Origin of the sequence: Xenorhabdus vietnamensis, from assembly GCF_002127535.1 — a bacterium.
Lineage (GTDB): Bacteria > Pseudomonadota > Gammaproteobacteria > Enterobacterales > Enterobacteriaceae > Xenorhabdus > Xenorhabdus vietnamensis.
Window position 1 is genome coordinate 26,870 of sequence record NZ_MUBJ01000018.1, and the last position, 25,656, is coordinate 52,525.

The window sequence follows — 25,656 nt, forward strand, 5'->3', positions numbered from 1 at the left end:
TAAGAGCACCCGTTTATACGGGTGCTCTTATTAGTCAAATCCGCCAGATATCAAATCTTGAAGTCTAAAAATTGTGACCCTTCTGCCCCTCTGGCACGATAACCCGTAATATAGTCTGATGGAACCGGGGTTGCGAATGTTGCTTCAGATGTTCTCTTCGGCATCATTGCAATAAATTGTGAAGAAGCCACATTATCCCCTGTCAGCAGTAATTTGGGGGCACTTACTGGCATAATCCTCCCCACCGTTGCTGTTCCCATCACCCCCGGCGTAATCGGCATTTCTTTCATTCCCGGAATTTCTACTTTATAAAGGTAGTTACGTGTTCCCGCATATCCACCTGATTCAAGATCTGTACCAAATGAAACAAAATCAGGGTTTGGTGATCTCACATGATTTTGAGATAGTGTCCCGCCATCTTGGCTGAAATTTGTTTTGAATCTATCTTTGATTGTGTCTGCTGAATCTGCGCTTCTTGGATAAAAACCGCCTGCTTGGCGGATTTGGTCAGGGCTTCTGTCATCTGCCCGATAGAAAGTCATTGCATCTTCGGCTTTCCAGGCTTTGGCTGCTGCGGGGGCTCCGCGTCCCGATAACCCTTCCTGCTGGATCCGATATAACCGACCCCGTGCTTCCTGAATGGCATTTTTCGTATTCTTGGCGAACTTACCGGCACTTTTTGCCAGATCAGTGGTTAATCCGACGAAACCGGTCGCCATCGATACCCAGCCTAATGCAGAAGAGGCTTCCGGGCTGGCATCCTCTAATGCACCACTGACAATTGCCGTGACATCGGAAACTGCCGCTACTGAGCCGGTGACAAGAGAGGTTGTACTCGCCGCCGCGACAGCCGCCATCACGCCACCGGCAGCCGCAATGGCAGCACCGGCAGTGAATATCGTCGCCAATAAGCCAATAACACCCATCGCGATCCCGGCAATTGCCTGACTGCTGATATGACCTGTTGGATCAAGGCGATTAATGGGGTCATTCAGACAATAGGCATATGGGTTAATCCCTCCCGCACCGAATGGGCTGAAACTATCCGGGCTGTTAAAGCGCCTTAAAACCGGATTATAAGTACGGTAACCATTACCTAAGTGATACATGCCACTGACAGGGTCAGCACGTTGACCATTAAATCCGACAGGTAACGATGCGCTGCTTCCTTCACCATAAGGTGTCCAGCCGTGCAGTTCTCCACCTTGTCCTGTTGGTTGGGACCATAACAGGCTGTTGTGTTGATCACCATTCAACAGTGTTAACTCATCATTCGCGGCAACGCCAAGACACTGTTGATCCAGCTTAACCAGACGAGATGTTTCATTTTGCTCAACCTGCACTTCGTTAACTAATTCAGTGCCGCGATAATACAGTTCATGCAGATTATTCTGATTAATATTTTGTGTCACCATGCGGTTGAACGCATCGTAACCATATTCACAGCCAGTATCATCCTGCTGAACACGAGTCAGCCGCCCTAAAGCATCATAAGTCAGTGTGCGTCCGGCCTCATCTTTGAGCATACGGCCATTAGCGTCATAAGATAAGGCAATTTCAGACGGATAGCCTGGGTGGGAATGTGTGACTCTCGTTAGCTGGGTTGGGTCATCAGTATTTTCATACCAATAACTTGCGATATCTTTTGAATCATCAGGCTGTGTTGTGACAACTTGCGACACATTATTCAAAGCATCGTAGCTATACGTTTGTTCAGCAATCGGCATACCGTAACTATCAGAGAGGTACTGCCCGCTGGCCTGATAGCGGGTCATTCGGCCACAAATATCATACTCCCAGTTTTCTGTACGAACAGCGTTTCCGTCCTGAGAGGTTTCTCTTGTCGCCAATTGACCATTTTCACGCCATGATTGTGAGAGTTTGATACTACTTCCCTGATTATTCAGTATCTCCCTGCTGATTTCTCGCCCAAAGTCATCGTAACCCAATATGGTCTGTAAACTCTCTTGTGTTTGTGTATTTTGAGTGAGTTGGGACACTTGTTGCCCTAAAGGATCATAACCCAGCGCACAGTTCAAGCTATCATCGTGTATTTGAGTGATCTGGCCGACTGAGTTTCGAGTGTAATAAGTGGTTTTTTGTGAAATATCGGTAAAGTTTATAAGCTGCCCCATCAGAGTCCATTGATAAGCGGTTTCTTTTAACGTCTCTGTCTGATTATAAAATTGTTCCGCAGAAAGTTTTCCGGCACCATTCCAATGGTTAACAGTGCGTTGCCCCCCTGATACATCTGCGGATACGCAAAGCCCGGTGATGCGATCATAAGTAAACTGTTGTGTTATACCATTAGCCGTAAACTGATTAACGACGTTATTCAGTTCGGGAATATAAGTGTATTCTAATTGCTCACCGGCTGGTGTGATGACTTGCGCAGGCTTTGTTGCCCCGCCTTCATAATGATATTGATATAATCGTCCTCCACTGACACGCTCAGTCAGTCGGCCAAGGCTATCAAATTGCTGTGTACCCAAATCCCAGGTTTTAATTTCACTCTGCGCATTTTTGCCTTTCACTGAAATAGCACTAATATAATTTCCGGTTAAATACGGTGCATAAGTGATGTTCACTTCGGTGTTATCAGGTTGAATCTGTTTTATGACGCGATGGTAGTCATCATAAATACGCGTTACAACTGCTCCGACTTCATTGATTTCCTGATATAAACGCCCTAAGCCATCATAAACAAAGTGCCGTTGCCCGTCTTCTGTACCTGAAACTGTGGTGCGTGAGAGGGTTAAAGGCCTATGGTTAACATCATAAGTAATTGTTACATGGCCACTTTCACTATTTTCCGAATTTGATTGCCCTGTTTTATAAACGATACTTTGCATATCAACCGGATGATTGATCTGATGATTGGTTGTGCCATCGCTATACTGCGTGACAGCGAGGCTACTCCAGCCATCATATTGGTTTTCTGCTGTCACAGAATGGCTGTTTTTTGGCTGCGCATCATCAGGCCAGTCGTAGCCGGTGCCCGTGTTGATTTCACCCAATGAGTTAAATTGGTAATTTTTGATCTCAAACCACTTCCCTTCGTTCACTTCCATTTTTTGTTGCTGAATCAGGTTCCCTAAACCATCAAAATGGTGACGGATGGCATTTCCCTTCGCATCAATTTCCGTTGTTAACAGCGATTGATTTGAGAATTCATATTGCCAGCGTGTTTTATTTTCATAGGATGAATCAGGGTTATAAGTACGGGAGATAATCCGCCCTAATACATCGTATTCATAATGGGTTTCAACTTGCTGCACATTTTTTTCATTGAGTAAAAGTCCTTTTTTCGCACAATAGTTGCGTGAAAATGAAGTTTGGATATTGTCATAGCCTGTCAATGTGCTGGTTTGAGCTAATACATCTTCACTGACCTGAGAATCAATATGTTGGGACGATTGATAGCTATCACTCGATTCAGAATAAATAATATTATTTGTTCCGGTTATTCTGCCGAATTCCTGACTATTGAGCTGAGACTGATATTCAGTCGTGTTCTGATGAAGACGTTTATTATCGCTATAAAATGCTTCCGAAATCTGAACAATAAAAGAGGAATCACCTATTGTCGCATAGGTATAGCGGGTTTCCTGTATAGGTGGAGTGGGTATACCGGGTATTTGCATAGAAACAGTGGCAGAACTTTTCATAAACCGGACAAAGTTATTGGGTTCTGGCGGGCATCCTTCTTCACCTTCGGCTTTATACCAGCTGACTTCTGTTCTTGTACCATCAGGCGTAATTTTCAGCGTAAGGTTGCCATATTCATCAAATTCAGTTGTGGTAATTTCTGTTCGCTGATTCTGATCAGCATCGATATAAATGATCGAGCTCTGTTTAGGCAGAAGAAACTGTTTAGGTTGATCATCAAAGAAAACCCCCTTTTCAGCGTAATAATCAGTCGTATTTTCTGTTACACACGCCTGACGTTCATGGCGTTCATTGATTAATAAGTGATAGTTGTTATAGGAACGCTGAATTGAAATAGCCGGTTTTCCTTGTTCATCGAGAAAATATTCTGTTGAACCATAAATATAATCTGTCAATGTTGTATAGGTATAATCACTATCTGCACTCCAATGACCAAAATCACCGGCATAACCTAAATAATTCGTTGTGGTATATTCATAATTTTTAATATTAGCGGGCTGACCACCTCCCGGTAGCTGCGTAAATTCAATCACATAAGGTAAAGGCGCCAAGCCGGAATTATCCGGGAATTGCATTCCTTCCGTCGAGTTGTAAACCACTTTTTCTTCTTTACCCGTCGGATATTTTACTGAAGTAATGGCATTGATACTTCCTCCGGGGCCAACATATTCGTAACCGAATTGCCATGAAAGAGGAGAATCATTATCGTGAAGTAATACTTCAGTAAGTTGTTCACTTCCCAGTAAAACAAATTCTAGCTGATAACTATCAGGTGTTTCAGGCCATAAGGTTAAAATGACAGAATTATCATAATTGAAAGAGCATAACGTTCTAAGTTCATCTTTTACGGTGAATAACTGAATAAATTGCCCGGTGTATGACCAGTTAAGTGTAATTTTCCGCCCGATGGGGGATTGGATCAGATCCGCGGCATAAAAATTGCCCCCGATTAAGGACAGATGCTCATAAGTCCCATTTTTATATTGAATATCATAACCTGCACTTTCATTTTCACCATTGGTAAACGAGAATTGGAAGTTATCAATTTTTTTATCACGGGCATCAGTTGTACCGGGGACGATTTTATAGTTTTCCCCTGTACTTAGCTGTAATTGATTCGTGCTGCTATTAAAAATCGTTTGCCCTAACGTAAAACCAATTCCTAATCCCTGATTCATATTCTCCAGAGGAGAATAATTTAACGATAATTTTAATTCAGGCCCTAATAAATTATTTGCCGTCACTTTCATTAGAGGAAGGCTTAAATTATATAACCCTGTACGAGGATCAACGCCACCTTCTGAGGCACTGAGGAAGTTAAAAGCTTGAGTGTTAAAACTATTATTCATGTTTCATACCTTAACTTTTAATTTTAATAAATCATGCTCTTTATACAAAGAGCATGATGTTTCAATTACGATTCAAATGAGAGATGATTTATATCATTTAACTAATTGTTTATGCCGCCAGACAGAATCAATTCTTTTTCTCCATTTCTCTGTAAAAGGCATATAGACACTCTTACCCGGTGGTAAATGATGAAGAAGCATGTTATCTTCAGTATAGATACCCGCATGTTTTAATATTGAATCAGGAATATCAAATATCAGCATATCATCAATTTTAATATCATCAATATTGACTTGAATAAATCCTTCGTTTGGCGATTTATCAGCAAAAATATTGGGATTGCTATAATAATCATTTCGCAAATAGTCAGATAAGATAATTCCTTTGGAATGATAATAATCGCGAATTAAAGAATAACAATCGTATTTTCCCAAAATATAAGGACGGCCTTCAAAAGAAAAATGCGTTTCTGGATCAATATTTACACAGCGACCACTTGGCCATAATACGACAATAGAACAAAGACCCAGCTGATTACTCTGTTCCTGATACATTGATAAATCGTCAGCATTGTCATCACAATGAGTAAAAATCATATGACTGACAACTCCCATGCTGCTCCCTATATTTAGGGCATTTTCAGGAAGCAAAGAAGATTCTTTCTGGTTTAGTGCTTTATTTTCAAAAAATTCATAATGAATATTTAATGTATCAACTTCACTTTCAGTATGTAAATTGATAATCAAGCCACAAGTCATTAAAGGAAGATTTTTTTCAATTTCTTCACATACCATTTGTGGTAAGTGATTTTGAATACAGATATCGTCTTTCATTCTTAGGTTTCCTTTGCATGTTCTTTGTTTTATATTTTTATTAACCCATACCTTGTATTTTTAGGTTATCCCCATCTTGGGCAATAATAGGCTTTGATTTATTACCATATTGATCGTAGATAGTGACTGACGTAGTGCCTTTCGAGGAATATCCGGTAGGAACGGTACAGGTAGCATGGATCGCGGAAAAACAAATACCTTTTTGTCTATTTATATTTCCAGAAACACCAAATGTATATTTACCAAAAACAATACTGACTGATTTTTTCATCTCGCCTTTTCCATACTCGGCAGAAAAATCAAACCCCTGACAAACCCACCAGCCGCTATAATCACTCGTGAAACGATATCCAGAGCTGTTATTAGATTCTATTTTGACGATACGATAGCCTTCTTTCTGGATATCTAAGTAAAAATTTCGCCACACTACATTATAAAGAATTGCACCTTGATCACTTGAATTACTTAAAGATTGGTCGTCTAGATTAAATGAAAAATCACCTGTCTGATAACTATAAGGTGTTAAAGCAGAAACGGTAACATTAGCAGGTTTAACAAATTTCGAACCTGTACCATTTGGTCCATTTGGTGTATTGGTGCCAGTTTTCGTTGTATTGAATGTACCAATAGTAGGAATATTAATCCCTGCGGCAAATACTTTTCCATCACTGGGACTTTTAGAATAAATATATAACTTAAGATAATTATAACCGACAGAGCCGTCATCAGAAGGTGTAAAGAAACTACTGGCATTAGAATAATTCACTGCGGTTGTATAATCATTTTCATTATAAGAGTAATTCCAGGTGCTGCTGCTTCCATTATTGCTAATCCCATCACCAGTCGTATAGTCGCATAAAAAAATGCTGTTTTTCAAATCATCCTGTGTCATCGTCACGGGTTTATCATTTTCATCGATTATTTTAACACCAACAATAATCTCTACCTGATTTAATCCATTACCGTAAATTTTCGCATTATTAGATGTACTTCCAGTAAAAGCGATTGTTAAATCATCAAGTCTTTTGAAATTGTCATAATAAGACATGGTAACTCCCTTAGTGCTATTAATCTTAACGGAGTAATGAATGGATTCATTCATCTTGCAACGAGTAGTATTTGATTTTTTATTTTATTTTAAAATTTATTTTTTATTGTTTATCATTAAAAATAAAAAATCATAAAAGTAACTTATTGAATTATATAAATGAATTGAAAGAAATTAATTTTTATGCAATTGCAATATAATTTAAATCAATTTCCGTTGTGTCTTTGCATATGATTTCATTTGAAATCATATCTAATGCATTTTATTAAGCAAAGTTACCATTGTTAATTTATTTTATCTGTCACATTATTTTAATAGATAGACTCATAAAATAAAAATAATTAAAAATAAGGGAGATATATTTTAAATATATCTCTCCCTCTTTAAATCATTGTTTAATTCTCTATAAAGAGAGTCATATAAACGATAAAATATACTAGGACAGTTCCGTTTGCTTGTTACGCGATAACCAAAGGGACAGTGCTTTCAAAGAATCCGGAGTAAATTCATCACAACGGGCTGTAATTTCTTCTGGTGTTAACCAGTAAACCGCTGTTACTTCTTCTTCCTGTAATGCAAATGGGCCATGAGTCACACAACTGAACAGGCCACCCCATATACGACAAGTTTGCTCTTCATAATAAAAAATGCCATGTTCGGCAAAAGGAATACCTGCAACCCCCAGCTCCTCCTCAGCTTCTCGACGAGCGGCATCCAGCAGAGTTTCCCCTGTCATAACGACCCCACCTGCCGTTGCATCCAATTTTCCCGGATAAAAATCTTTTGTTTCTGTACGATGCTGAACCAGAATTTTTCCCATACCATCATGCACTACAATATAAGTAGCGCGATGCCTCAAGTTCTGCGCTCTCATCTGTTGGCGAGTCGATTGCGCAATCACTCGATTGTCTTCATTAACGATGTCAATCCATTCAATATTTGCTGATTTTTCTTGCACCATCCTAAAAACCTTTTATTAATGAGTTGTATGCCAGTTTTTACTGTAATGCCCCGGTTAAGGAGGCTAAAACAGATAAGAATTACCATAATTGACTAAAATAAATCCACCAACGCTATCACAAGAAATTTATAACATTTTACAGACAAACGATGGTAATGTAATACCGCTATATTTTTCAGTGAGTTATTATTAACGGAGTTTATATGATAGACCTATATTATGCCCCTACTCCAAATGGCTATAAAATTACCCTCTTTCTCGAAGAAACCGGTATTCCTTACACTCTTCATCCCATCAATATCAGCACTGGAGAGCAGTTCAAACCTGAATTTCTTGCCATTGCACCCAATAACAAGATCCCGGCTATTGTCGATCATCAACCCGCCGACGGCGGAGAACCTGTCTCCATCTTCGAATCAGGGGCCATTTTATTTTATCTGGCAAACAAAACAGATCGGCTATTAAGCAAAGACTTACGTGAACGTACCGAACAATTGCAATGGCTATTTTGGCAAGTTGCTGGCTTCGGCCCAATGCTCGGTCAAAATCACCACTTCAATCGCTATGCCCCAGAAGTTGTACCTTACGCCATTCAACGCTATGTGGAAGAATCAAAACGTTTATATAAGGTGCTAAATACCCAACTGGAAAAAACGGCCTACCTTGGAGGAAATGAATACAGCATCGCAGATATTGCTACTTACCCATGGGCGAAATGCCATGAACACCAAAAAGTCGATTTGCAGGATTATCCTGCGGTTGCAAAATGGTTGGATAAGATCAGTCAACGCCCTGCGACCCAAACAGCCTATAAAGATGCCTGAATCAGATACATGTAAAAAATTCAGTTAATGGCGATATATTTCACCACAAAACTTGACATTGTTAACAGATAACAGCATGTTTCGCTACCATTTAAGCCATTCCTTGTTATAGTCAATATGCAATTGTCTATTATTATCTCAGGGGGTGGCTATGCGTATTTTAATTACGGGAGGAACAGGGTTGATTGGTTGTCGCTTGACCCGCCAATTACTTTCGCTCCCCCACTCCATCACCATTTTGAGTCGCTCACCACAAAAGGTCTATTCTCTGTTTTCTGATCGCGTTGAATGTTGGACAACGCTAAATGAGCTGCGCGATCTAAACGGTTTTGATGCCGTGATCAATCTTGCCGGCGAACCTATTGTCAATAAACGATGGACACCGAAGCAAAAAGAAATACTTTGCCAAAGCCGCTGGCTACTCACAGAACAGCTGAGCAAACTAATCAAAACCAGTGAATCTCCACCATCTGTATTTATTTCTGGTTCAGCCGCCGGCTATTACGGTGATCAGGGACAATCGGTGGTTACCGAAAATGATCCTCCTCACAATGAATTTGCCCATCAGCTTTGTGAACGTTGGGAGCAACTTGCTTTACAAGCCAAAAGCGACAAAACCCGTGTATGCTTGTTACGTACAGGTATCGTGCTGGCTCCGGAAGGTGGGGCACTGCAAAAAATGCTGCCGCTGTTTCGGTTAGGTTTAGGTGGGGCAATCGGTAGTGGCAAGCAATACATGCCCTGGATACACATTGATGACATGGTTAATGGTATCTATTACCTACTGGCATCACCTGAGTTATATGGTCCTTTTAATATGACATCCCCTTATCCTGTTCATAATGAGCATTTCAGTTCCACACTCGCAAGTGTTTTACATCGCCCTGCCTTTATGCGCATTCCTGAATTTGTATTGAAAGCAATGATGGGGGAAGCCGCAGAATTAGTTTTAGGTGGCCAACAAGCCATTCCAGAGAAACTGGAAAAAGCCGGATTTGGCTTCCGTTATTTTCAATTAGAAGAAGCCTTGCAAGATGTGATAAAAGCAAAAAACAATCCTTGCTAATTTGATATATCTGCCGATTTGATGAGGTGCTGCTGTGTTCTGTTTACAGCAGCATTTCTTCTTATTATTAAGAGAACAGTTTATTTAGATAAAAACGCATTCAGATAAAAACAATGCCGGGATATTAAAATTAAACTGGAATCTTATAATCTTGGAAGATCAATAAGGGATAGAGTGACCCTGAAAATAATTATAAAGTTCGTGTTGAAGAGCAAGTCAATAATTTCATTTTCTTGGAAAATGAAATTACCTTCACGACAGAAGATGAGCTAAGGTATTGGCAATGCCGTAACATAAAAATGTTATGTTGCGGCACTCATGTTTCCAATACTAAAGAAATCGGAAAGATCAAAATTTCAAGGAAAAACAAAGGAAGAGGGATTAATCGAATAGAAATCATTCTAATAGATTAAACGTTATTCCTATCTAAGATTGTAACTAAGATTACTGAGGTTAAGTGCTATACCCAATGGGTCTAGCACCCTGCCAGCGGCTGAACAGATCTTCTGGCAAATCAATATTGAACTGATCCAACACACGATTAACCGTTTGGTCAATGATATCCTGAATATGTTCAGGGCGATGATAAAAGGCGGGAACAGGCGGCATTATCACCGCCCCGATTTCTGCGGCCTGCGTCATTAATCTCAGGTGCCCCAAGTGTAAGGGGGTTTCTCTCACCCCCAGCACTAACTTGCGATTTTCTTTCAGAACAACATCTGCGGCACGGGTGATTAAACCGTCAGTGTAACTATGCACAATCCCTGATAGGGTTTTTATTGAACAAGGTAAAATCACCATCCCCAATGTTTTAAAGGAACCAGAGGAAATGGATGCAGCAATATCACGATTATCATGCACAACATCAGCCAACGCCTGTACATCTCGCAGGGAATAGTCTGTCTCCAATGCCAGTGTCTGCCGAGCTGATTGGCTGATCACTAAATGCGTTTCAATGCCTTTTACTGGCTGCAAAACTTGCAGTAACCTGACACCATAAATCGCACCACTTGCCCCGGTCAGCCCGACAATCAATTTCTTCATGTTTTCCTCTGAGATTCTGACTATAACTAAATGATAATAAGAATATTATCCTTCATTATATATTTCCAGATTCTCTATTTCGCCCTGTCCACGTACTTTCATGGCATCGTCTTTACGCAAGTTTTCCAGATAGTCGAGGTAAATCTGGTCAATGTCTTTCGTGACATAAATACCATCGAATACGGAGCATTCAAATTTTTCAATATCAGGGTTTTCTTCCCGTACAGCCTGAACAAGATCTTGGAGGTTTTGATATATCAGAGCATCAGCACCAATGATCTGGCGAATTTCATCCACTTCCCGCCCGTGGGCAATCAATTCATTGGCATTCGGCATATCAATGCCATAAACATTCGGGAAACGAACTTCCGGTGCTGCCGAAGCAAAATAGACTTTCTTGGCTCCAGCTTCACGCGCTAATTCAACAATTTGTTCAGACGTGGTTCCACGCACAATGGAATCATCCACCAGCAAAACATTTTTACCCCGGAATTCAGCACGATTGGCATTCAGTTTGCGACGAACCGATTTACGTCGTTCCTGTTGACCCGGCATAATAAAAGTACGCCCGACATAACGATTTTTGACAAAGCCCTGGCGATAGGGTTTATCCAGAATGTGGGCGATTTCCAGGGCGATGTCACAAGACGTTTCCGGTACGGGAATAACAACATCAATATGCAAGTCTTCCCATTCACGGGCAATTTTTTCACCCAGTTTCCTTCCCATCCGTAATCGTGCGTTATATACCGAAATTTTGTCAATAAAGGAATCCGGACGAGCGAAATAAACAAATTCGAACAGACAAGGGGTTAATGATGGATTTTCTGCACATTGGCGAGTAAACAATTGCCCGTTTTCAGTGATATAAATCGCCTCACCAGAAGCCACATCACGCAGGAACTCATAACCCAATGTGTCCAGTGCCACACTTTCTGATGCCACCATGTATTCATTACGACCATCTTCCAAGGTTTTTTTGCCCAGCACCAGAGGACGAATACCATGCGGGTCACGAAAAGCGACTAATCCATGCCCAATGATCATGGCAACACAAGCATAAGCACCACAAATTTTTTTGTGCATTTTTGCGACTGCTGAAAAAATATCATCAGGCTCTAATGGAAAATATGGAAACTGGGTTAACTCATTAGCAAAAACATTCAGTAGGATTTCAGAATCTGAAGTGGTATTGACATGACGGCGGGCATTTTCAAACAGCATTTTTTTTAATTCATGTGCGTTTGTAAGATTGCCGTTATGCGCCAACGTGATACCAAAAGGAGAATTCACATAAAAAGGTTGCGCTTCAGATGCACTGGAACTGCCCGCCGTAGGGTAACGAACATGTCCAATTCCGATGGTTCCCTGTAAACGTAACATGTGCCGCGTTTCAAACACATCTTTGACCAACCCATTAGCCTTACGTAAACGAAACCCATTGTTACCATCAATAGTTGCAATGCCTGCTGCATCTTGTCCACGGTGCTGAAGCACCGTTAATGCATCATAAATCGACTGGTTAACCGGTGTAAAACCGACGATACCGACAATACCGCACATGTAGCCTTTCCTCATCAGCTAAGCGGAGAGCATTATCTCTCCGGCAGGAAACTCGACGCACTTTGTAGGTAGTCAAAAAACCACCTGATGATTTGACTGAATTGTGGGATCAATTGTGATTGTTGCCAATCCTGACTTTTGGGAAGTGGCGTGAAAGAATCTGCAATAAACAAAATAGCAGACACAATCAAGACGCCGCGCAAGGCCCCAAAACAGATCCCCAGAACCCGATCAGTACCTGACAGGCCAGTTCGCTGAACAAGTGAACCAATTACATAGTTTACTACCGCGCCAACAATCAGTGTTGCAATGAATAAGATAGCAATCGCTATTCCATTACGCACCAGTTCATCTTCAAGACGGGTAAAATACGCCGCCAAGTAAGTATAGAAGTGGCTTGCGACAAAGAAAGCACAGCCCCACGTTATCAGGGAGAGCGCTTCGCGAACAAAACCACGGATCAAGCTAACCAGTGCCGAGAAACCAATGATGGCAATAATCGTATAATCAATCCAGACCATATTTTAATCCAAAAACAGGCTCCCAACATTCAGGTCGGGCGCATTCTAACAGAAAACGAAAACGTTTGCGTAGTAGATTTATCACTCCACTGAAAATTATTTTCGGTAAGTAAACAAACTGCATTCGCTGTGATGGGTCAATCTTTAACTGCTGTTTCCACAATGGAAAATCACCTGTCATACTTAACCCTTATAAACTCCATGGTAGAGCTTGTGGTGTGATCATGGGAAGCTTTCAGCTCCCCACGAAGCGCCAATTGGTTATGGCTTATAGTTTTTGATCTGTCCTTGTAACCCCGTGATTTCCCTTAATTCGGATAAAATGGATTCCAGCTTCTGCCTTGACGCATTCGGCCCAACATAGATTCGTGTTAACTGCCCCTGTACCGGAGAAGAAGGGACTGTATATACCTGATGCCCCGAAAGGCGCAATTTCGCCAATATCTCATCAACTTTACCCGCATTTTTTAATGCGCCAAGTTGAACAACATATGCTGTTGCCTGAGGAGCTTGCTCTACTGACTTCAATTTAGTTTCTGGTTTATTTTCAATACGAGGTTCAGGTTTGACCGGTGGTTTAATTTCCTCTTTCCGCTGAGGCGGTATTTCTCGTGGAGGAAGTACCTCTCGTGGAGGAGATATTTCGGATTTCACCGTAGACGGCATGCCTGTGTCTGACGCTTGATCCTGTAGTTGCATTGTTTCCGCAGCACCTTTAGACGGTGTGGGCGGCATGTTTTGTGTCAATGGTGGGATCGAGTCAATATTCTCTTCATTACCCGATTTTGGCACCAAAGGAATCGAAGCAAATTTACCGTCGTTATATTTCTTGTCGCTATCAAAAACTATAGGCAGGACAATCACACTCAATGCAACAAGAACGATGGTTCCAACCAAGCGATTTTGAAATTTACTGGCCATCTTCCTTGCCCCCCTCCAATGTCTCCATAACATGCGCGACAGTGTGGAAAGAGCCACAAACCACTATGATATCTTGCACCGATGCATCTTCTATGGCCTGCTGCCACGCTGCCTCCACGTTGGAGAATGTGCGGGCGAGCATAAGATGCCCAGACAAGACTCCAGCTTCTGCTCCCCTCTGTTCATGTAATGATGCACAGTACCATTCATCAATCTGTTGAGAAAGACAAGCAAGCGTACCCGCAATGTCTTTATCTCCCAACATGCCAACTACACCACGAATTTTACTGTCTGCTGAACGAGGCAGTTCTGCCAATTTTTGTACCAGATAGCCTGCTGCATGTGGATTATGGGCAACATCCAAAATGATCAGCGGGTTTTCCCTGACAATTTGGAAACGCCCCGGCAATTGGGCATTTCTCAGTCCTGCATGGATTGCCTGTTCATTAATGGCTCGGCTGACTTTGTCATCCTGCTGCAACAAACAGTGGATCACTCCCATCGCAGTTGCAGCATTCGCCAACGGAAGATTGGGTAAAGGCAACTCATTGAAATGCCGGTTATCGCTTAGCCAATTCCAGCTATTTTTATTTTGTGAGAAGTGCCAATCAACATCGCGACGAAAGAGCTTCGCCCCCAATTCATCCGCAACATCAGCAATTGACTGAGGCATATCATGCTCACCTACAACAGCAAAATGCCCGCGACGAAAGATGCCGGCTTTTTCACGACCAATGTGTTCGCGATCAGCACCCAGCCAATCGGTATGATCCAATGCAATGCTGGTGATTGCTGCAATATCAGCATCAACGATATTGGTGGCATCCAGACGACCACCCAACCCAACTTCCAAAATCACAACATCAAGATCAGCTTCTTTAAACAGCTGTAATGCTGCCAATGTTCCGTATTCAAAATAAGTTAATGAGATGTCGCCACGCTGGGCCTCAATCTCTGCAAATACACGACAGAAATCTTGTTCCGTTGGTTCTTTACCCTGAATACGTACTCTCTCAGTGTAGCGAACCAAGTGTGGGGAGCTATATACACCGACCTTAAGCCCTGCTGCCAGAAAAACAGATTCAAGGGTATGGCAAGTAGTTCCCTTGCCATTGGTGCCTGACACCGTGATGATTTTGGGTGCTGGGTTCAATAAGCCTAATTGGCGACCAAGTTTACCTACACGCTCAAGCCCCATATCAATGGCTTTGGCATGCAGGTTTCCTAAGTAGGAAAGCCACACCATCAGCGGCGACGTGGCTTGAGGAATTTGCAAAATATCAGACATCTTCTTTATTAGGATTGATGTTTATATCAGCTTCGACCTCAGTAGATTCAACAACGTCTTCTTCTACTGACTCTGCTTTTGTGCCCGGCTGCGGTTTGTGAGTCAACATTGCAAGCAGACTGGCAACTTTATCACGCATTTCCGTACGAGGTACAATCATGTCAATCGCGCCTTTCTGCAATAAGAACTCACTGCGTTGGAAACCTTCCGGCAATTTTTCACGCACGGTCTGCTCGATTACGCGAGGACCCGCAAAACCAATCAATGCCTTAGGCTCAGCGATATTGATATCACCAAGCATTCCCATACTTGCTGTCACCCCACCCATTGTTGGATTGGTCAGAACGCAAATATAAGGTAAACCACGATCTTGCATTCTCGCCAGCGCAGCGCTGGTTTTTGCCATCTGCATCAGTGACATCAGGGCTTCTTGCATACGAGCCCCACCACTGGAAGCAAAACAGACGAATGGGCAGCTATCTTCCAGTGCTTGTTCGACAGCACGGACAAAACGGGCACCAACAACAGAACCCATTGAACCGCCCATAAAATTAAATTCAAAGGCACCTGCCACAACAGGCATATTATGCAGCTGACCTTTCATCACGATCAGCGCATCTTTTTCTTGCGTCTGCTTCTGAGCAGCAGCTAAGCGATCTTTGTATTTTTTGATATCGCGGAATTTCAGGATATCTTTAGGTTCCAGCTCACTGCCTAATTCTGTGCCAGTGCCTTCATCCAAAAATGAATTCAATCTATTACGGGCTGAAATGCGCATGTGATGGTCACATTTGGGACACACTTCAAGATTACGCTCTAATTCAGCACGATAAAGTACCTGACCACAACTATCGCATTTTGTCCAAACTCCTTCAGGTATGTTTGCCTTACGAGTTTGCATAATTTTGCTTTTATTTAGAATCTTTTCAATCCAGCTCATTAATGAACCTTTCCGTCTGAATCTGGCTGCTGCCAGCTTTTGTTTTACGTGCCATTAAACCACAATGCTATTGCAGTGTGGATAAAAAACTGCTCAAACCTGTTTACGGTTATCTACTATCTATCTACTGTACTACCTGCCGCTTTTTTTGATGCAGCACGGCGATGACGCCAAACTTCTATTACACCGGGCAGAATAGAAATAAAGATTATTGCAACAATCAATAATTTCAGATTTTCCTGTATAACTGGCATATCACCGAATAAATAACCCGCATAAGTGAATAATAGCACCCAGATAAATGCACCGATTACATTATAAGCAGCAAAGTGGCGGTAAGACATTTTCCCCATCCCTGCAACAAACGGTGCAAACGTTCTAATAATTGGCACAAACCGAGCCAAAATTATTGCTTTCCCGCCATGTTTTTCATAAAACTCATGAGTCTTCTCTAAATAACTCAGGCGAAAAATTTTTGAATTTGGATTAGTGAACAGTTTCTCACCAAAAATTCTACCGATGGTATAGTTTACAGCATCGCCAATAATCGCGGCTGTAATCATCAAGGCTACCATGATGTGTACATTAAGATCGTTGGAATCTAATGCGGATAGTGCACCAGCCACGAATAGCAAGGAATCTCCCGGCAAAAATGGCGTAACTACCAAACCTGTTTCACAAAATACGATCAGGAATAAAATGCCATATACCCAACTACCATAATCCCTAACCAATTCCTTCAAGTGAGCATCAATGTGTAAAATAAAATCGACAATGAATTTCGCAAAATCAACAAAATGAGTCAAAAACTCCATAATATTCCTCGTTATGACCAAACATCCTTGTCATTATCCGAAAATGTCAGATTAAATCATTCGCCAGAAGCTAAATCATTTTCCAGAAATAGCGGCCCCATAATGGGTTCAGGTAAACCAAAACACGCAGGATAATCCACGGCAACTAAATATAAGCCCTCAGCCTTAGCTGTTGCTGCCGCTTTTGTTCGATCTTTCAGTGCCAATAATTCAGCCATCCAGCCAATGTCCTGATTACCACAGCCAATCTCCAGCAAGCTGCCGACAATATTGCGTACCATGTGATGAACGAAAGCATTTGCCTTAATGTCCACAACAATATAATGCCCGTGCCGACTAACGTTAATATGCATTATATTACGCCACGGTGAATTGGACTGGCACTGCACCGCCCTGAAAGAAGTAAAATCATTTTCTCCTAACAGGCTCTGTGCAGCTTCATGCATTTTTTTCTCATCCAATGGATAATGAAAATGTGTAACACCCCTCGCCAATACCGCCGGACGATAGCGATGGTTGAAAATCACATAGCGATAACGGCGAGCTGTTGCGCTGAAACGAGCATGAAATTCATCATCCACCGTTTTGACCCAACGTACTGCAATAGCTGGTGGTAAATGCGTATTCACCCCCATTGTCCATGCAGCATCTTTGCGTTGCGCTGAGGTTTCAAAATGGACGACCTGCCCGGTTGCGTGTACCCCTGCATCTGTTCTGCCCGCACAGAAAACTGCAACTGGCTCATTAGCTACTTTCGACAGGGCTTTTTCCAAACATTCCTGTACACTTTTCACTTCTTGCTGGCGTTGCCAACCATAATATCGACTGCCGTCATATTCAATCCCCAGTGCAATTTTCACTTTCTTTGCCTCTGGCACAGACTGACTCAGCTCTGTATCAGACATCAGTAAAATTGCTCCTGCACCAGTTTTTCTGCAATTTCAACCGCCATTAATGCGCCACCAAAACGGATATTATCGGCAACTGACCAAAATTGCAGCATTTCGGGCATACCGTAATCATTGCGCAGGCAACCTATGCTCAAACCATCATTGCCTGAAGCATCTGTTACCTGAGTCGGATAATCACCTTCTTCTGAGACTTTAATTTCTTCAAAGCGTTCAAATTCACCACGAGCTTCTTCTATACCAACCGGGCGCAGTGTTTCCACACTTACCATCTGTGCTATTCCATAGAAAACAGAAGACTGGACACAGCTTACAGAAACAGGCAACCCTTCATCCTGCAATATCCGGCGAACCTGATCGACAATACGGCGTTCTTCACGCACTGTACCTTCTGCATCAGGTAATAAAGGCAACAAGTTAAAAGCCAATTGTTTAATGAAACGCCCTTCATCCGGTGGAATGCCATTTAATAAGCGAGCACTCTGCCCTGCCAGTTCATCAATAGCTGCTTTGCCATGGACGGAAACCGGCAATATATTGGTCAACTGTAAACGGGCAATTCCAGCCGCATCGATCAATGGCTTGATGGCGGTCAGAACCTGACTTGTTGAACTATCTGCCACCGCAATGATATTACGGTTACGATATTCAGCCAATGCGTGTGAGTTAACGCCAGGAACAACCAAAGGCACATCCGGCTCTGTCGCAAACAAGCCACTACTGTCGATCACCAAGCAACCAGATTCTGTTGCTTTTTCAATATGCTGTGCTGTTATTTCCATCGTCGCGGCAAAAAAAGCGAGTTGTACCTGTGACCAGTCAAATTCTGCCACATCACAAACAGTAAAATTTTTTCCGTTAAAACGCTGAATCTTTCCGACACTTTGTTCACTGGCAAGAAGATGCAGTTCACCAACCGGAAATTGACGCTCCTGTAATAACGCCAATATCGCTTCACCTACTGCGCCTGTTGCACCCAAAAGCGCAATATTCCAACCTTCTGACATGTTGGTTTTCTCCACTTCTCTTATTTTGCTGACAGGCAGGGTCCTGCCTGTATTAAATTACTTTTGCATTAAATCCAATTCTGGACAGTAATTGAGCGCTCTCTGCTGAATTACAATGCACTATCAGGGAAGACCATTCCCGCCGTTCTGGATAGTGCTTGCGTAATTGATCAAAAGCGCCCTCCTGATCCGCAACCTGACGTAAGGGTGCATCATCACGGCGCACATCATACACTAAATGCATCAAACGCTTGAGGACGCTTTGTGTCACTTCTCCCTGCACCGTAACTTGACTGAAATCAGGTGTTGGCAACAGATCAGCCAGCTCAGTCTTGCGAGGTTCTCCCAAGAACTCACAATAAGCCTCAAAAACCTGAGTTGTACCACGTGCTTTGCCTTCCAGGGTATAACCGGCAATATGAGGAGTACCAATATCAACTAAAGCCAACAAAGGTAAAGAAAGGTTAGGCTCAGGTTCCCAAACATCAAGCACTACACGTAATTTTTTCCCATTTTGCAGTACGGAAAGTAATGCTTGATTATCAACCACCTCACCTCGGCTGGCATTAATTAAAATTCGGTTGTCCGGTAATGCAGAAAATAATTCTGCATCAGCCAAATGATAAGTCTGATATGGCCCAGATTGATTAAGAGGTGTATGAAAAGTCAGAATATCCGCTTCTTTCACCAATTTTTCTAAAGGCCAAAAATCCCCTTCATCGCCACGATCTGCACGGGGCGGATCGCACAATAGAGTCTTCACACCCAAAGCTGCCAGTCGATCAGCCAAGCGTCCTCCGACATTGCCAACACCAACAATACCGACAGTTTTATCTTTGAGTTGAAATTGATCTTGCTCAGCCAATAACATCAACGCTGAAAATACATACTCAACCACAGCAATTGCGTTACACCCCGGGGCTGCGGAAAAACCAATCCCAGCCTGAGACAACCATTGCTGATCAACATGATCCATTCCCGCAGTGGCAGTTCCCACAAATTTCACCGAACTGCCTTGTAATAAGGATTCATTGACTTTAGTGACAGATCGAACCATAAAGGCATCGGCATTTTCCAGAACTCCCTCAGGCACTGGCCGCCCTGGAATTACCTGCACTTCACCCAATTGCTGAAAGAGTTGTTCAGCATAAGGCATATTTTCATCAACCAGAATTTTCACTTTTCTCATCCAATAGCTTAAATGGGCGTGATCCGCTATTCTGCCACTTTATCCACATAAAACCTATATACCTTCATCTTTCAAATCATCGCTTTTTTAACCCATCGTTAACGGCTATATAGTTTTTATCAGGTCAGCCTTTTCTGAAACGTTCGGGAGTTGTACCTGCAATCTGCTGAAACATAGCAATAAAAGCCGATGATGAGCCATAGCCCACATCAAATGCGATTTCATTAATACTTTTACCCTGTTCCAATAAGGATATGGCATGCAGAAAACGCAGCCGCTGCCGCCATTCACTAAATGACATCCCCAACTCTTGTTTACAACGCCGTGATAAAGTTCTCTCTGAGGTATAACGTTTTTTTGCCCATTCAGCTAAAGGGGTATTATCCGCTGGATTGCATTCTAGTACCTGTAATATAGGAGCGAGCAACTTATCTTTTGAGGAAGGTAAATAGGTACATTGCCTTGGTGACAACTCCAACTGATCAACCAATACTTGTGCTAAACGTCGATCTTTTTCTGTTTCCGGCTGCCGGATTTTTCGTTCAAAAAAGTCCACCATAATGGCATTGAAAATACCGCTCAATCGAATAATACAAGGCTCTTGCGGTAAGATATCAGCCCATTGAGAAGAAATATCAATTATCCAAAATCTTAACGCCTTCCGGTTATAACTCGAATGAGCAATATTTCCCGGTATCCAGATACAAAATTCCGGAGGGGCAAGGAAACGTTGCTTTTCCACCTGTGTTTCCATGACGCCACAAACGACATAAATTAGTTGACCAAAAGAATGTGTATGTAACCGACATTCAGTATCAGCATTCAATGTTTCATCACGAAAAGAGAGTGTATCCGGCATCACTGGCTGAAACATAGCTTGGTTACCTCCATCTACCCTATCATTTTTACTCCCGTAATCTTTTATCCATAAAATAGTAAAGGATATAAATCTTGTCTTAATTGCCATATCTGTTGTCTGATTATCAATATATATAATAAATCGGTCATTGCTAAAATAAATGGACGATACTCTTACACAAATAGTCTAGCTCAATGAAGAATCTATTGTTTCCCCTCGTCGCTGTACTGATCTGGTCAATCAATGCCGTTGTCAGTAAAGCGGCAGCCACCCTTATTGCACCTGCTGCAATTGCTTTCTATCGATGGTTCATTGCCTTTCTGGTTTTAACGCCTTTTATCTTATTGCCGGTTCTGAAGCAGCGGAAAATTGTTGCTCAATATTGGTGGAAATTATTGATTCTGGGATCACTGGGCATGGTGCTTAACCAAAGTTTGGCGTACTACGCAGCCTGTACTGTCAATGCAACAATCATTGGAATTTTCACTTCATTGATACCATTATTAACCGTCATTATCAGCATCTTTGTTTTGCGGGTTGCCCCCACTGTTGGTATTACCCTTGGCACTGTTCTGTCTTTATTCGGCCTTGTATGGCTGGTCAGCAAAGGAGAACCCTCTTTCCTATTGCAACATGGTATGAGCATCGGAGAAATAATGATGTTTATCGCAGCAGCTTCTTACGCCCTGTATGGAGTTTTAACCAAACGCTGGGCAATTCCATTACCTAATTGGCAATCACTCTATGTACAAATTGGGTTTGGCGTTTTATTGCTTTTGCCCAATTTTATGATGGCCGACAATATTCAGTTAACGACCGATAATATTTCCCTTGTTCTGTTTGCTGGTATTCCTGCATCAATTATTGCCCCCTATTTATGGGTACAGGGTCTCGTTCGCATTGGTGCAAACATGACTTCTATTTTTATGAATCTGGCTCCTGTATTTACTGCCATCATTGCTATTCTGGTTCTCCATGAAGAGATGCACAGTTATCACTTAATCGGGGGGATCATTGTTCTGGCGGGAGTGATACTCGCACAACAATTACGCATCCCGCTCACTCGCAGAAAGCCTGAACAAAATTCGCACCAGTAAACCGCCCAATACTTCACTGGGTAAAAGCTGGAGAGTAGCACCGTGATAGAGGCTGATTTCTTTAACTATGGTCAGCCCTAATCCTGCGCCCTCCAGCCCGGCTGAATTGTCCAGGCGATTAAACGCCATGAACGATTGATGAATATCCTTTTGGGAGATACCCGGCCCTGAATCATCGATCTCAAGGCAGCCGTATTTTTTATCCGGCATGATGCTAACCCTTCCCGTCACCATTCCCATTTGTGGGGTATATTTGATGGCATTATCCAGCAAATTGGCGCACATTTCAGTTAGCAATAGAGGATCACCTTTGATCCACAAGGCATCTTCCCCTTCATAGCCTAAGTCAATATTTTTACTTTCTGCTTGTTGTAAGCGGGAAAAACAGGTTTGTTGCAACAATTCCACGATATTAACTGGCTGATAATTTTGTATTGCTTCTTTTTCATGCACTTTAAGCTGTGAAAGTTGTAATAAGCGATTAGTCAGCAAGATCATGTTATCCAAACTCTTATCAATTGCCGTCAGTATGTTATCCCTTTGGTCTTGATTTTGATCACCACGCGCTACAGCAACCTGTGTTTTCAATACCGTTAAAGGTGTCCTTAATTGATGGGAAGCATCCGCACTGAATCGCTCTTGGCGTCCGACCATTAATTTCAGTCTCTCGATATATTGGTTAAATGACTGAAGCAATGGAGACAGTTCAGACCACGGTAAAACATTTGGCAATGGTGTCAAATCATTAGCAGAACGACGGATAATCAGGCCTGAGAGTTTTCGCAGTGGTTTAAGCAGTAGCTTGAGCAGGATATAAGCAAGGAACAATGCCAGTAATATGACAACCCCTTGATTAACCAGCGAAGAGAACAGTAATTGATGAACCATATATTGGCGGGAAATTACCGTTTCTGCCACCAATATCAATGCCATCCCCATTGTACCGCTTTCATTGATGGGCTGATATAAGCCCACCACACGTATAGGTTGCCCCTGATATTCCGCATCATAAAAATATGCCAGTGCCGTATACAAGGGTGAACGCTGGATATGCTGCGGTATTCGAGGAAGGTCACTATAACCAGAAATCGTTTTTCCTTCGGGAGATATAACTTGATAGTACAGGCGATCATTCGTATTGCGTTCAAAACTGTCCAGGACAACATAAGGCACATCGACGATCAAATTCTGATTCCGGATAGTCAAACGTTCAGCGACTGTTCTTGCTGATGCAAGCAGTGTTCTATCATAAGCCAACATTGCTGCATTACTTACACTGACATACTGGCTATAAACAGAAGCGCAGCCCAGTAATAGTAACGGTACTCCAAAGAACAGCAACAATTGGTGAAATAACGACCGTGGTATTTTCAGACAATTCATTATTCCAGCAGCTCCAACTGATATCCCAACCCACGCAATGTTCTGATCCCTACATTACTATTAAGTAACTTTTTCCGTAACCGGTGGACATAAAGCTCTATACTTTGTGGATTCGCTTCATCCGATAGAGAAAACACCTGCTCAAACAATTGTTGTTTAGAGACCTGACGCCCTCGACGATGAAATAATGCTGTTAAAACAGATAATTCTCTGGGTGTCAGTACCAATGGGGCATTATTCAATATGAAATACCCTTTGTCTTCATAAGCTAATGAACCGAATTTTTGTGTTTCTTGCTGTATAGCTGTACCACGACGCAATAACGCGCGAATACGGGCTTCCAACTCCTGAAAATCAAAGGGTTTGGTCAGATAATCATCAGCACCGGAATTCAACCCCTTCACACGATCCGTAACATCTGTTTTGGCGGTCAATAACAATACAGGTAAGTTTTGACCACGCTTACGTAAGCGTGATAGCAGAGATAACCCATCCAATCTGGGTAAAGCAACGTCCAAAATCAATAAAGCATAATTTTCAGTCTGTAAAAACTGATCTGCCACAATGCCATCTTCAGCCAAATCAACCACAAATCCAGAATTATTCAAGGCCTTCTGTAACCAATGTGATAACTCCGGATGATCCTCAACCAATAAAAGACGCATGAATAATGCCTATTGTTAAAATCAACCAGAGGAATAAAGCGGAGATATTACTCAATTGCAATATTAAGATTTAACAATTGTACACGAGTTAACAAAAAACATGATTGCAAACAATTTATTAACACAACTATGCGAAACTCTACGCAAATTAAGCGACTAAAGTCACATCCAGACAATTCTTTTTGTTAATGAAAGGTAATTGAAAGGTTTCAATTTTATAAGTAAATATGCGCCGGAAACTTGTCATTCATATCCTTTACTGGTGCTATGTGAGGAATCAAAATGAAAACTTTCAAAACATTATTAACCGCTGCAAACCTGCTTATTTGTGCCTGCGCTTTTGCAACTTCTGCTCCTAACAGAACTGAATGTATTGCACCAGCCAAACCCGGTGGTGGTTTCGATTTAACCTGCAAACTCGTCCAAATTTCACTATTGGAAACCAAAACCATAGAGTCTCCCATGCGGGTGACATTCATGCCCGGAGGTGTTGGTGCGGTTGCCTATAATGCCATTATTGCCCAACGACCTGCTGAATCCGGTACTATCGTTGCCTTTTCCGGGGGATCTTTATTGAATCTTGCACAAGGAAAGTTTGGGCGCTACAACGTAAATGATGTGCGCTGGCTGGCCAGTGTCGGTACAGACTACGGTATGATTGCTGTACGCCATGATTCTCCTTACAAAACCCTGACAGATTTGATGGATGCTTTTAAAAAAGCTCCCAGTAGTATTGTGTTTGGGGCAGGTGCTTCTATCGGCAGTCAAGACTGGATGAAAACAGCATTACTGGCAAAAGAGGTTGGTATTGATCCCCGCAAAATGCGCTATGTCGCGTTCGAAGGTGGCGGTGAACCGATTACTGCTCTATTGGGTAATCATATTCAAGTCGTATCCGGTGATCTGAGTGAAACGTTACCTTATCTCAATGGCGATAAAATCCGCGTACTCGCTGTTTATGCAGATAAACGCTTAGGCGGTGATCTAGCAAATATTCCAACAGCAAAAGAGCAGGGTTATAACCTTGTCTGGCCTGTCATTCGTGGTTTTTATATGGGGCCAAAAGTTTCTGATGAACAATATGAATGGTGGGTGGATACCTTTAAAAAACTCCAACAAACTGATGAATTCAAAAAACAACGTGAACTGCGCGGGTTATTTGAATTCAATATGACCGGCAAAGAGCTGGATGACTATGTGAAAAAACAAGTTATTCAATACCATGAAATGGCTAAATCCTTTGGTTTAGCAAAATAACAGGGGTGGCATCATGAGTGATCGTATCTTTGCTACCGTATGGCTAGTGCTATGTGGAATAGGGCTGGTCATTGGATGGGGGATCCATAGCGAATACAGTTACGAGCCTCTGGGCCCCCGCCCATTTCCAATCGCTATTATTTCATTAATGGCACTCTGTGCTTTACTGTTGCTATTGAAAAAACCTGATACCGCCCACTGGCCGGCACTACAAGTATTACGTCGCTTAGTTTTATTGATTGCCTCATTAGCCATTTATGCATGGTCATTTGAGTGGCTGGGTTTTCCATTAGCAACCACATTATTGACTATCTGTGTGGCTTTACTCTTTAACGCCACACTCTTTGCAGCAATTATTTCTGGTCTATTCCTCGGTAGTTCACTCTTTTTTGTTTTTGATCGCCTGTTAGATGTCACTCTGCCAATTGGCAGTTGGCTTAGTTAAGGA

Annotated in this window: 24 protein-coding genes; 6 read left to right on the forward strand and 18 right to left on the reverse strand. The window is 42.1% G+C overall.

Annotation, left to right across the window (positions count from 1 at the left end; translation table 11 throughout):
- Positions 1–50 precede the first annotated feature (50 nt).
- From Xvie_RS25270 to yfcD, 4 genes are all read right to left on the reverse strand, one after another.
- A complete protein-coding gene (locus Xvie_RS25270) occupies positions 51–5,018 on the reverse strand; it encodes an RHS repeat domain-containing protein (RefSeq protein ID WP_086108340.1) in 4,968 nt (1,655 codons plus the stop codon).
- 93 nt (positions 5,019–5,111) lie between these two features.
- Positions 5,112–5,852, reverse strand: a complete 741-nt coding sequence (locus Xvie_RS25265; RefSeq protein WP_086108339.1) for an NlpC/P60 family protein — start codon at positions 5,850–5,852, stop codon at positions 5,112–5,114.
- 40 nt (positions 5,853–5,892) lie between these two features.
- Positions 5,893–6,900 (reverse strand): hypothetical protein, encoded by a 1,008-nt coding sequence (locus tag Xvie_RS25260; protein ID WP_086108338.1) that lies wholly within the window; start codon positions 6,898–6,900, stop codon positions 5,893–5,895.
- Between the two features lie 436 nt (positions 6,901–7,336).
- Positions 7,337–7,861 carry an NUDIX hydrolase YfcD gene (gene yfcD / locus Xvie_RS25255; protein ID WP_086108337.1) on the reverse strand — a complete coding sequence of 175 codons (525 nt, stop codon included), beginning with the start codon at positions 7,859–7,861 and terminating at the stop codon, positions 7,337–7,339.
- Positions 7,862–8,064: 203 nt separating this feature from the next.
- On the opposite strand from yfcD, the gene Xvie_RS25250 reads away from it, so the two are divergent.
- From Xvie_RS25250 to Xvie_RS25240, 3 genes are all read left to right on the forward strand, one after another.
- The gene (locus Xvie_RS25250) at positions 8,065–8,685 is read left to right on the forward strand and encodes a glutathione binding-like protein (protein WP_086108336.1); all 621 of its coding nucleotides are present in this window, start codon (positions 8,065–8,067) and stop codon (positions 8,683–8,685) included.
- A gap of 151 nt (positions 8,686–8,836) precedes the next feature.
- The gene (locus Xvie_RS25245) at positions 8,837–9,751 is read left to right on the forward strand and encodes a TIGR01777 family oxidoreductase (RefSeq protein WP_086108335.1); all 915 of its coding nucleotides are present in this window, start codon (positions 8,837–8,839) and stop codon (positions 9,749–9,751) included.
- Positions 9,752–10,050: 299 nt separating this feature from the next.
- Complete coding sequence (locus Xvie_RS25240) at positions 10,051–10,164, forward strand: hypothetical protein (RefSeq protein WP_086108334.1); 114 nt, start codon at positions 10,051–10,053, stop codon at positions 10,162–10,164.
- 40 nt (positions 10,165–10,204) lie between these two features.
- Here the strand turns inward: Xvie_RS25240 and Xvie_RS25235 are convergent, their stop codons facing one another.
- The 12 genes from Xvie_RS25235 to Xvie_RS25180 form a co-directional block, all read right to left on the reverse strand.
- Entirely contained in the window at positions 10,205–10,795 is a 591-nt protein-coding gene (locus Xvie_RS25235) for a UbiX family flavin prenyltransferase (protein ID WP_086108333.1), read from the reverse strand.
- A 45-nt stretch (positions 10,796–10,840) separates the two neighbouring features.
- Entirely contained in the window at positions 10,841–12,358 is a 1,518-nt protein-coding gene (gene purF / locus Xvie_RS25230) for an amidophosphoribosyltransferase (RefSeq protein WP_086108332.1), read from the reverse strand.
- A 32-nt stretch (positions 12,359–12,390) separates the two neighbouring features.
- Entirely contained in the window at positions 12,391–12,879 is a 489-nt protein-coding gene (gene cvpA, locus Xvie_RS25225; protein WP_086108331.1) for a colicin V production protein, read from the reverse strand.
- Positions 12,866–13,060, reverse strand: a complete 195-nt coding sequence (locus Xvie_RS25220; protein ID WP_086108330.1) for a hypothetical protein — start codon at positions 13,058–13,060, stop codon at positions 12,866–12,868. The genes cvpA and Xvie_RS25220 overlap by 14 nt, the downstream gene beginning before the upstream one ends.
- An 80-nt stretch (positions 13,061–13,140) precedes the next feature.
- The gene (gene dedD / locus Xvie_RS25215; protein WP_086108329.1) at positions 13,141–13,800 is read right to left on the reverse strand and encodes a cell division protein DedD; all 660 of its coding nucleotides are present in this window, start codon (positions 13,798–13,800) and stop codon (positions 13,141–13,143) included.
- A complete protein-coding gene (folC, locus tag Xvie_RS25210; RefSeq protein ID WP_086108328.1) occupies positions 13,790–15,088 on the reverse strand; it encodes a bifunctional tetrahydrofolate synthase/dihydrofolate synthase in 1,299 nt (432 codons plus the stop codon). The genes dedD and folC overlap by 11 nt, the downstream gene beginning before the upstream one ends.
- Positions 15,081–16,028 (reverse strand): acetyl-CoA carboxylase, carboxyltransferase subunit beta, encoded by a 948-nt coding sequence (gene accD / locus Xvie_RS25205; RefSeq protein WP_086108327.1) that lies wholly within the window; start codon positions 16,026–16,028, stop codon positions 15,081–15,083. Before accD ends, folC begins: the two co-directional genes overlap by 8 nt.
- A gap of 116 nt (positions 16,029–16,144) precedes the next feature.
- Positions 16,145–16,843, reverse strand: a complete 699-nt coding sequence (locus Xvie_RS25200; RefSeq protein ID WP_086108326.1) for a DedA family protein — start codon at positions 16,841–16,843, stop codon at positions 16,145–16,147.
- Between the two features lie 56 nt (positions 16,844–16,899).
- A complete protein-coding gene (truA, locus tag Xvie_RS25195; protein ID WP_086108325.1) occupies positions 16,900–17,748 on the reverse strand; it encodes a tRNA pseudouridine(38-40) synthase TruA in 849 nt (282 codons plus the stop codon).
- On the reverse strand, positions 17,748–18,758 hold the full coding sequence (locus Xvie_RS25190; RefSeq protein WP_086108324.1) for an aspartate-semialdehyde dehydrogenase: 1,011 nt from the start codon (positions 18,756–18,758) through the stop codon (positions 17,748–17,750). Before Xvie_RS25190 ends, truA begins: the two co-directional genes overlap by 1 nt.
- A 52-nt stretch (positions 18,759–18,810) precedes the next feature.
- Positions 18,811–19,938: a 4-phosphoerythronate dehydrogenase PdxB gene (gene pdxB, locus Xvie_RS25185; RefSeq protein ID WP_086108323.1), complete on the reverse strand. Its 1,128-nt coding sequence runs from the start codon at positions 19,936–19,938 to the stop codon at positions 18,811–18,813.
- Between the two features lie 133 nt (positions 19,939–20,071).
- Complete coding sequence (locus Xvie_RS25180) at positions 20,072–20,821, reverse strand: AraC family transcriptional regulator (RefSeq protein WP_167376236.1); 750 nt, start codon at positions 20,819–20,821, stop codon at positions 20,072–20,074.
- A gap of 179 nt (positions 20,822–21,000) precedes the next feature.
- Here Xvie_RS25180 and Xvie_RS25175 point away from each other — a divergent pair, with 179 nt between their 5' ends.
- Positions 21,001–21,903 carry a DMT family transporter gene (locus Xvie_RS25175; protein ID WP_086108321.1) on the forward strand — a complete coding sequence of 301 codons (903 nt, stop codon included), beginning with the start codon at positions 21,001–21,003 and terminating at the stop codon, positions 21,901–21,903.
- On the opposite strand, the gene Xvie_RS25170 is transcribed toward Xvie_RS25175, so the two are convergent.
- Positions 21,853–23,286 (reverse strand): sensor histidine kinase, encoded by a 1,434-nt coding sequence (locus Xvie_RS25170; RefSeq protein ID WP_086108320.1) that lies wholly within the window; start codon positions 23,284–23,286, stop codon positions 21,853–21,855. The genes Xvie_RS25175 and Xvie_RS25170 overlap by 51 nt on opposite strands.
- A complete protein-coding gene (gene tctD / locus Xvie_RS25165; protein WP_086108319.1) occupies positions 23,286–23,951 on the reverse strand; it encodes a transcriptional regulator TctD in 666 nt (221 codons plus the stop codon). The genes Xvie_RS25170 and tctD overlap by 1 nt, the downstream gene beginning before the upstream one ends.
- 282 nt (positions 23,952–24,233) lie before the next feature.
- On the opposite strand from tctD, the gene Xvie_RS25160 reads away from it, so the two are divergent.
- Both Xvie_RS25160 and Xvie_RS25155 read left to right on the forward strand, forming a co-directional pair.
- A complete protein-coding gene (locus Xvie_RS25160; protein ID WP_422645939.1) occupies positions 24,234–25,208 on the forward strand; it encodes a Bug family tripartite tricarboxylate transporter substrate binding protein in 975 nt (324 codons plus the stop codon).
- Positions 25,209–25,221: 13 nt separating this feature from the next.
- On the forward strand, positions 25,222–25,653 hold the full coding sequence (locus tag Xvie_RS25155; RefSeq protein WP_086108317.1) for a tripartite tricarboxylate transporter TctB family protein: 432 nt from the start codon (positions 25,222–25,224) through the stop codon (positions 25,651–25,653).
- Positions 25,654–25,656 lie beyond the last annotated feature (3 nt).

Bases quoted from the DNA above. Each gene is read 5' to 3' on its own strand.
- Xvie_RS25270 (WP_086108340.1), bottom strand. From the start codon at position 5,018: ATGAATAATAGTTTTAACACTCAAGCTTTTAACTTCCTCAGTGCCTCA.
- yfcD (WP_086108337.1), bottom strand. From the start codon at position 7,861: ATGGTGCAAGAAAAATCAGCAAATATTGAATGGATTGACATCGTTAAT.
- Xvie_RS25160 (WP_422645939.1), top strand. From the start codon at position 24,234: ATGAAAACTTTCAAAACATTATTAACCGCTGCAAACCTGCTTATTTGT.
- Xvie_RS25235 (WP_086108333.1), bottom strand. From the start codon at position 10,795: ATGAAGAAATTGATTGTCGGGCTGACCGGGGCAAGTGGTGCGATTTAT.
- Xvie_RS25155 (WP_086108317.1), top strand. From the start codon at position 25,222: ATGAGTGATCGTATCTTTGCTACCGTATGGCTAGTGCTATGTGGAATA.
- Xvie_RS25220 (WP_086108330.1), bottom strand. From the start codon at position 13,060: ATGACAGGTGATTTTCCATTGTGGAAACAGCAGTTAAAGATTGACCCA.
- purF (WP_086108332.1), bottom strand. From the start codon at position 12,358: ATGTGCGGTATTGTCGGTATCGTCGGTTTTACACCGGTTAACCAGTCG.
- Xvie_RS25200 (WP_086108326.1), bottom strand. From the start codon at position 16,843: ATGGAGTTTTTGACTCATTTTGTTGATTTTGCGAAATTCATTGTCGAT.
- Xvie_RS25250 (WP_086108336.1), top strand. From the start codon at position 8,065: ATGATAGACCTATATTATGCCCCTACTCCAAATGGCTATAAAATTACC.
- tctD (WP_086108319.1), bottom strand. From the start codon at position 23,951: ATGCGTCTTTTATTGGTTGAGGATCATCCGGAGTTATCACATTGGTTA.
- Xvie_RS25260 (WP_086108338.1), bottom strand. From the start codon at position 6,900: ATGTCTTATTATGACAATTTCAAAAGACTTGATGATTTAACAATCGCT.
- Xvie_RS25245 (WP_086108335.1), top strand. From the start codon at position 8,837: ATGCGTATTTTAATTACGGGAGGAACAGGGTTGATTGGTTGTCGCTTG.
- accD (WP_086108327.1), bottom strand. From the start codon at position 16,028: ATGAGCTGGATTGAAAAGATTCTAAATAAAAGCAAAATTATGCAAACT.
- truA (WP_086108325.1), bottom strand. From the start codon at position 17,748: ATGTCTGATACAGAGCTGAGTCAGTCTGTGCCAGAGGCAAAGAAAGTG.
- Xvie_RS25180 (WP_167376236.1), bottom strand. From the start codon at position 20,821: ATGTTTCAGCCAGTGATGCCGGATACACTCTCTTTTCGTGATGAAACA.
- Xvie_RS25240 (WP_086108334.1), top strand. From the start codon at position 10,051: ATGTTATGTTGCGGCACTCATGTTTCCAATACTAAAGAAATCGGAAAG.
- Xvie_RS25190 (WP_086108324.1), bottom strand. From the start codon at position 18,758: ATGTCAGAAGGTTGGAATATTGCGCTTTTGGGTGCAACAGGCGCAGTA.
- cvpA (WP_086108331.1), bottom strand. From the start codon at position 12,879: ATGGTCTGGATTGATTATACGATTATTGCCATCATTGGTTTCTCGGCA.
- Xvie_RS25175 (WP_086108321.1), top strand. From the start codon at position 21,001: ATGAAGAATCTATTGTTTCCCCTCGTCGCTGTACTGATCTGGTCAATC.
- Xvie_RS25170 (WP_086108320.1), bottom strand. From the start codon at position 23,286: ATGAATTGTCTGAAAATACCACGGTCGTTATTTCACCAATTGTTGCTG.
- folC (WP_086108328.1), bottom strand. From the start codon at position 15,088: ATGTCTGATATTTTGCAAATTCCTCAAGCCACGTCGCCGCTGATGGTG.
- Xvie_RS25265 (WP_086108339.1), bottom strand. From the start codon at position 5,852: ATGAAAGACGATATCTGTATTCAAAATCACTTACCACAAATGGTATGT.
- dedD (WP_086108329.1), bottom strand. From the start codon at position 13,800: ATGGCCAGTAAATTTCAAAATCGCTTGGTTGGAACCATCGTTCTTGTT.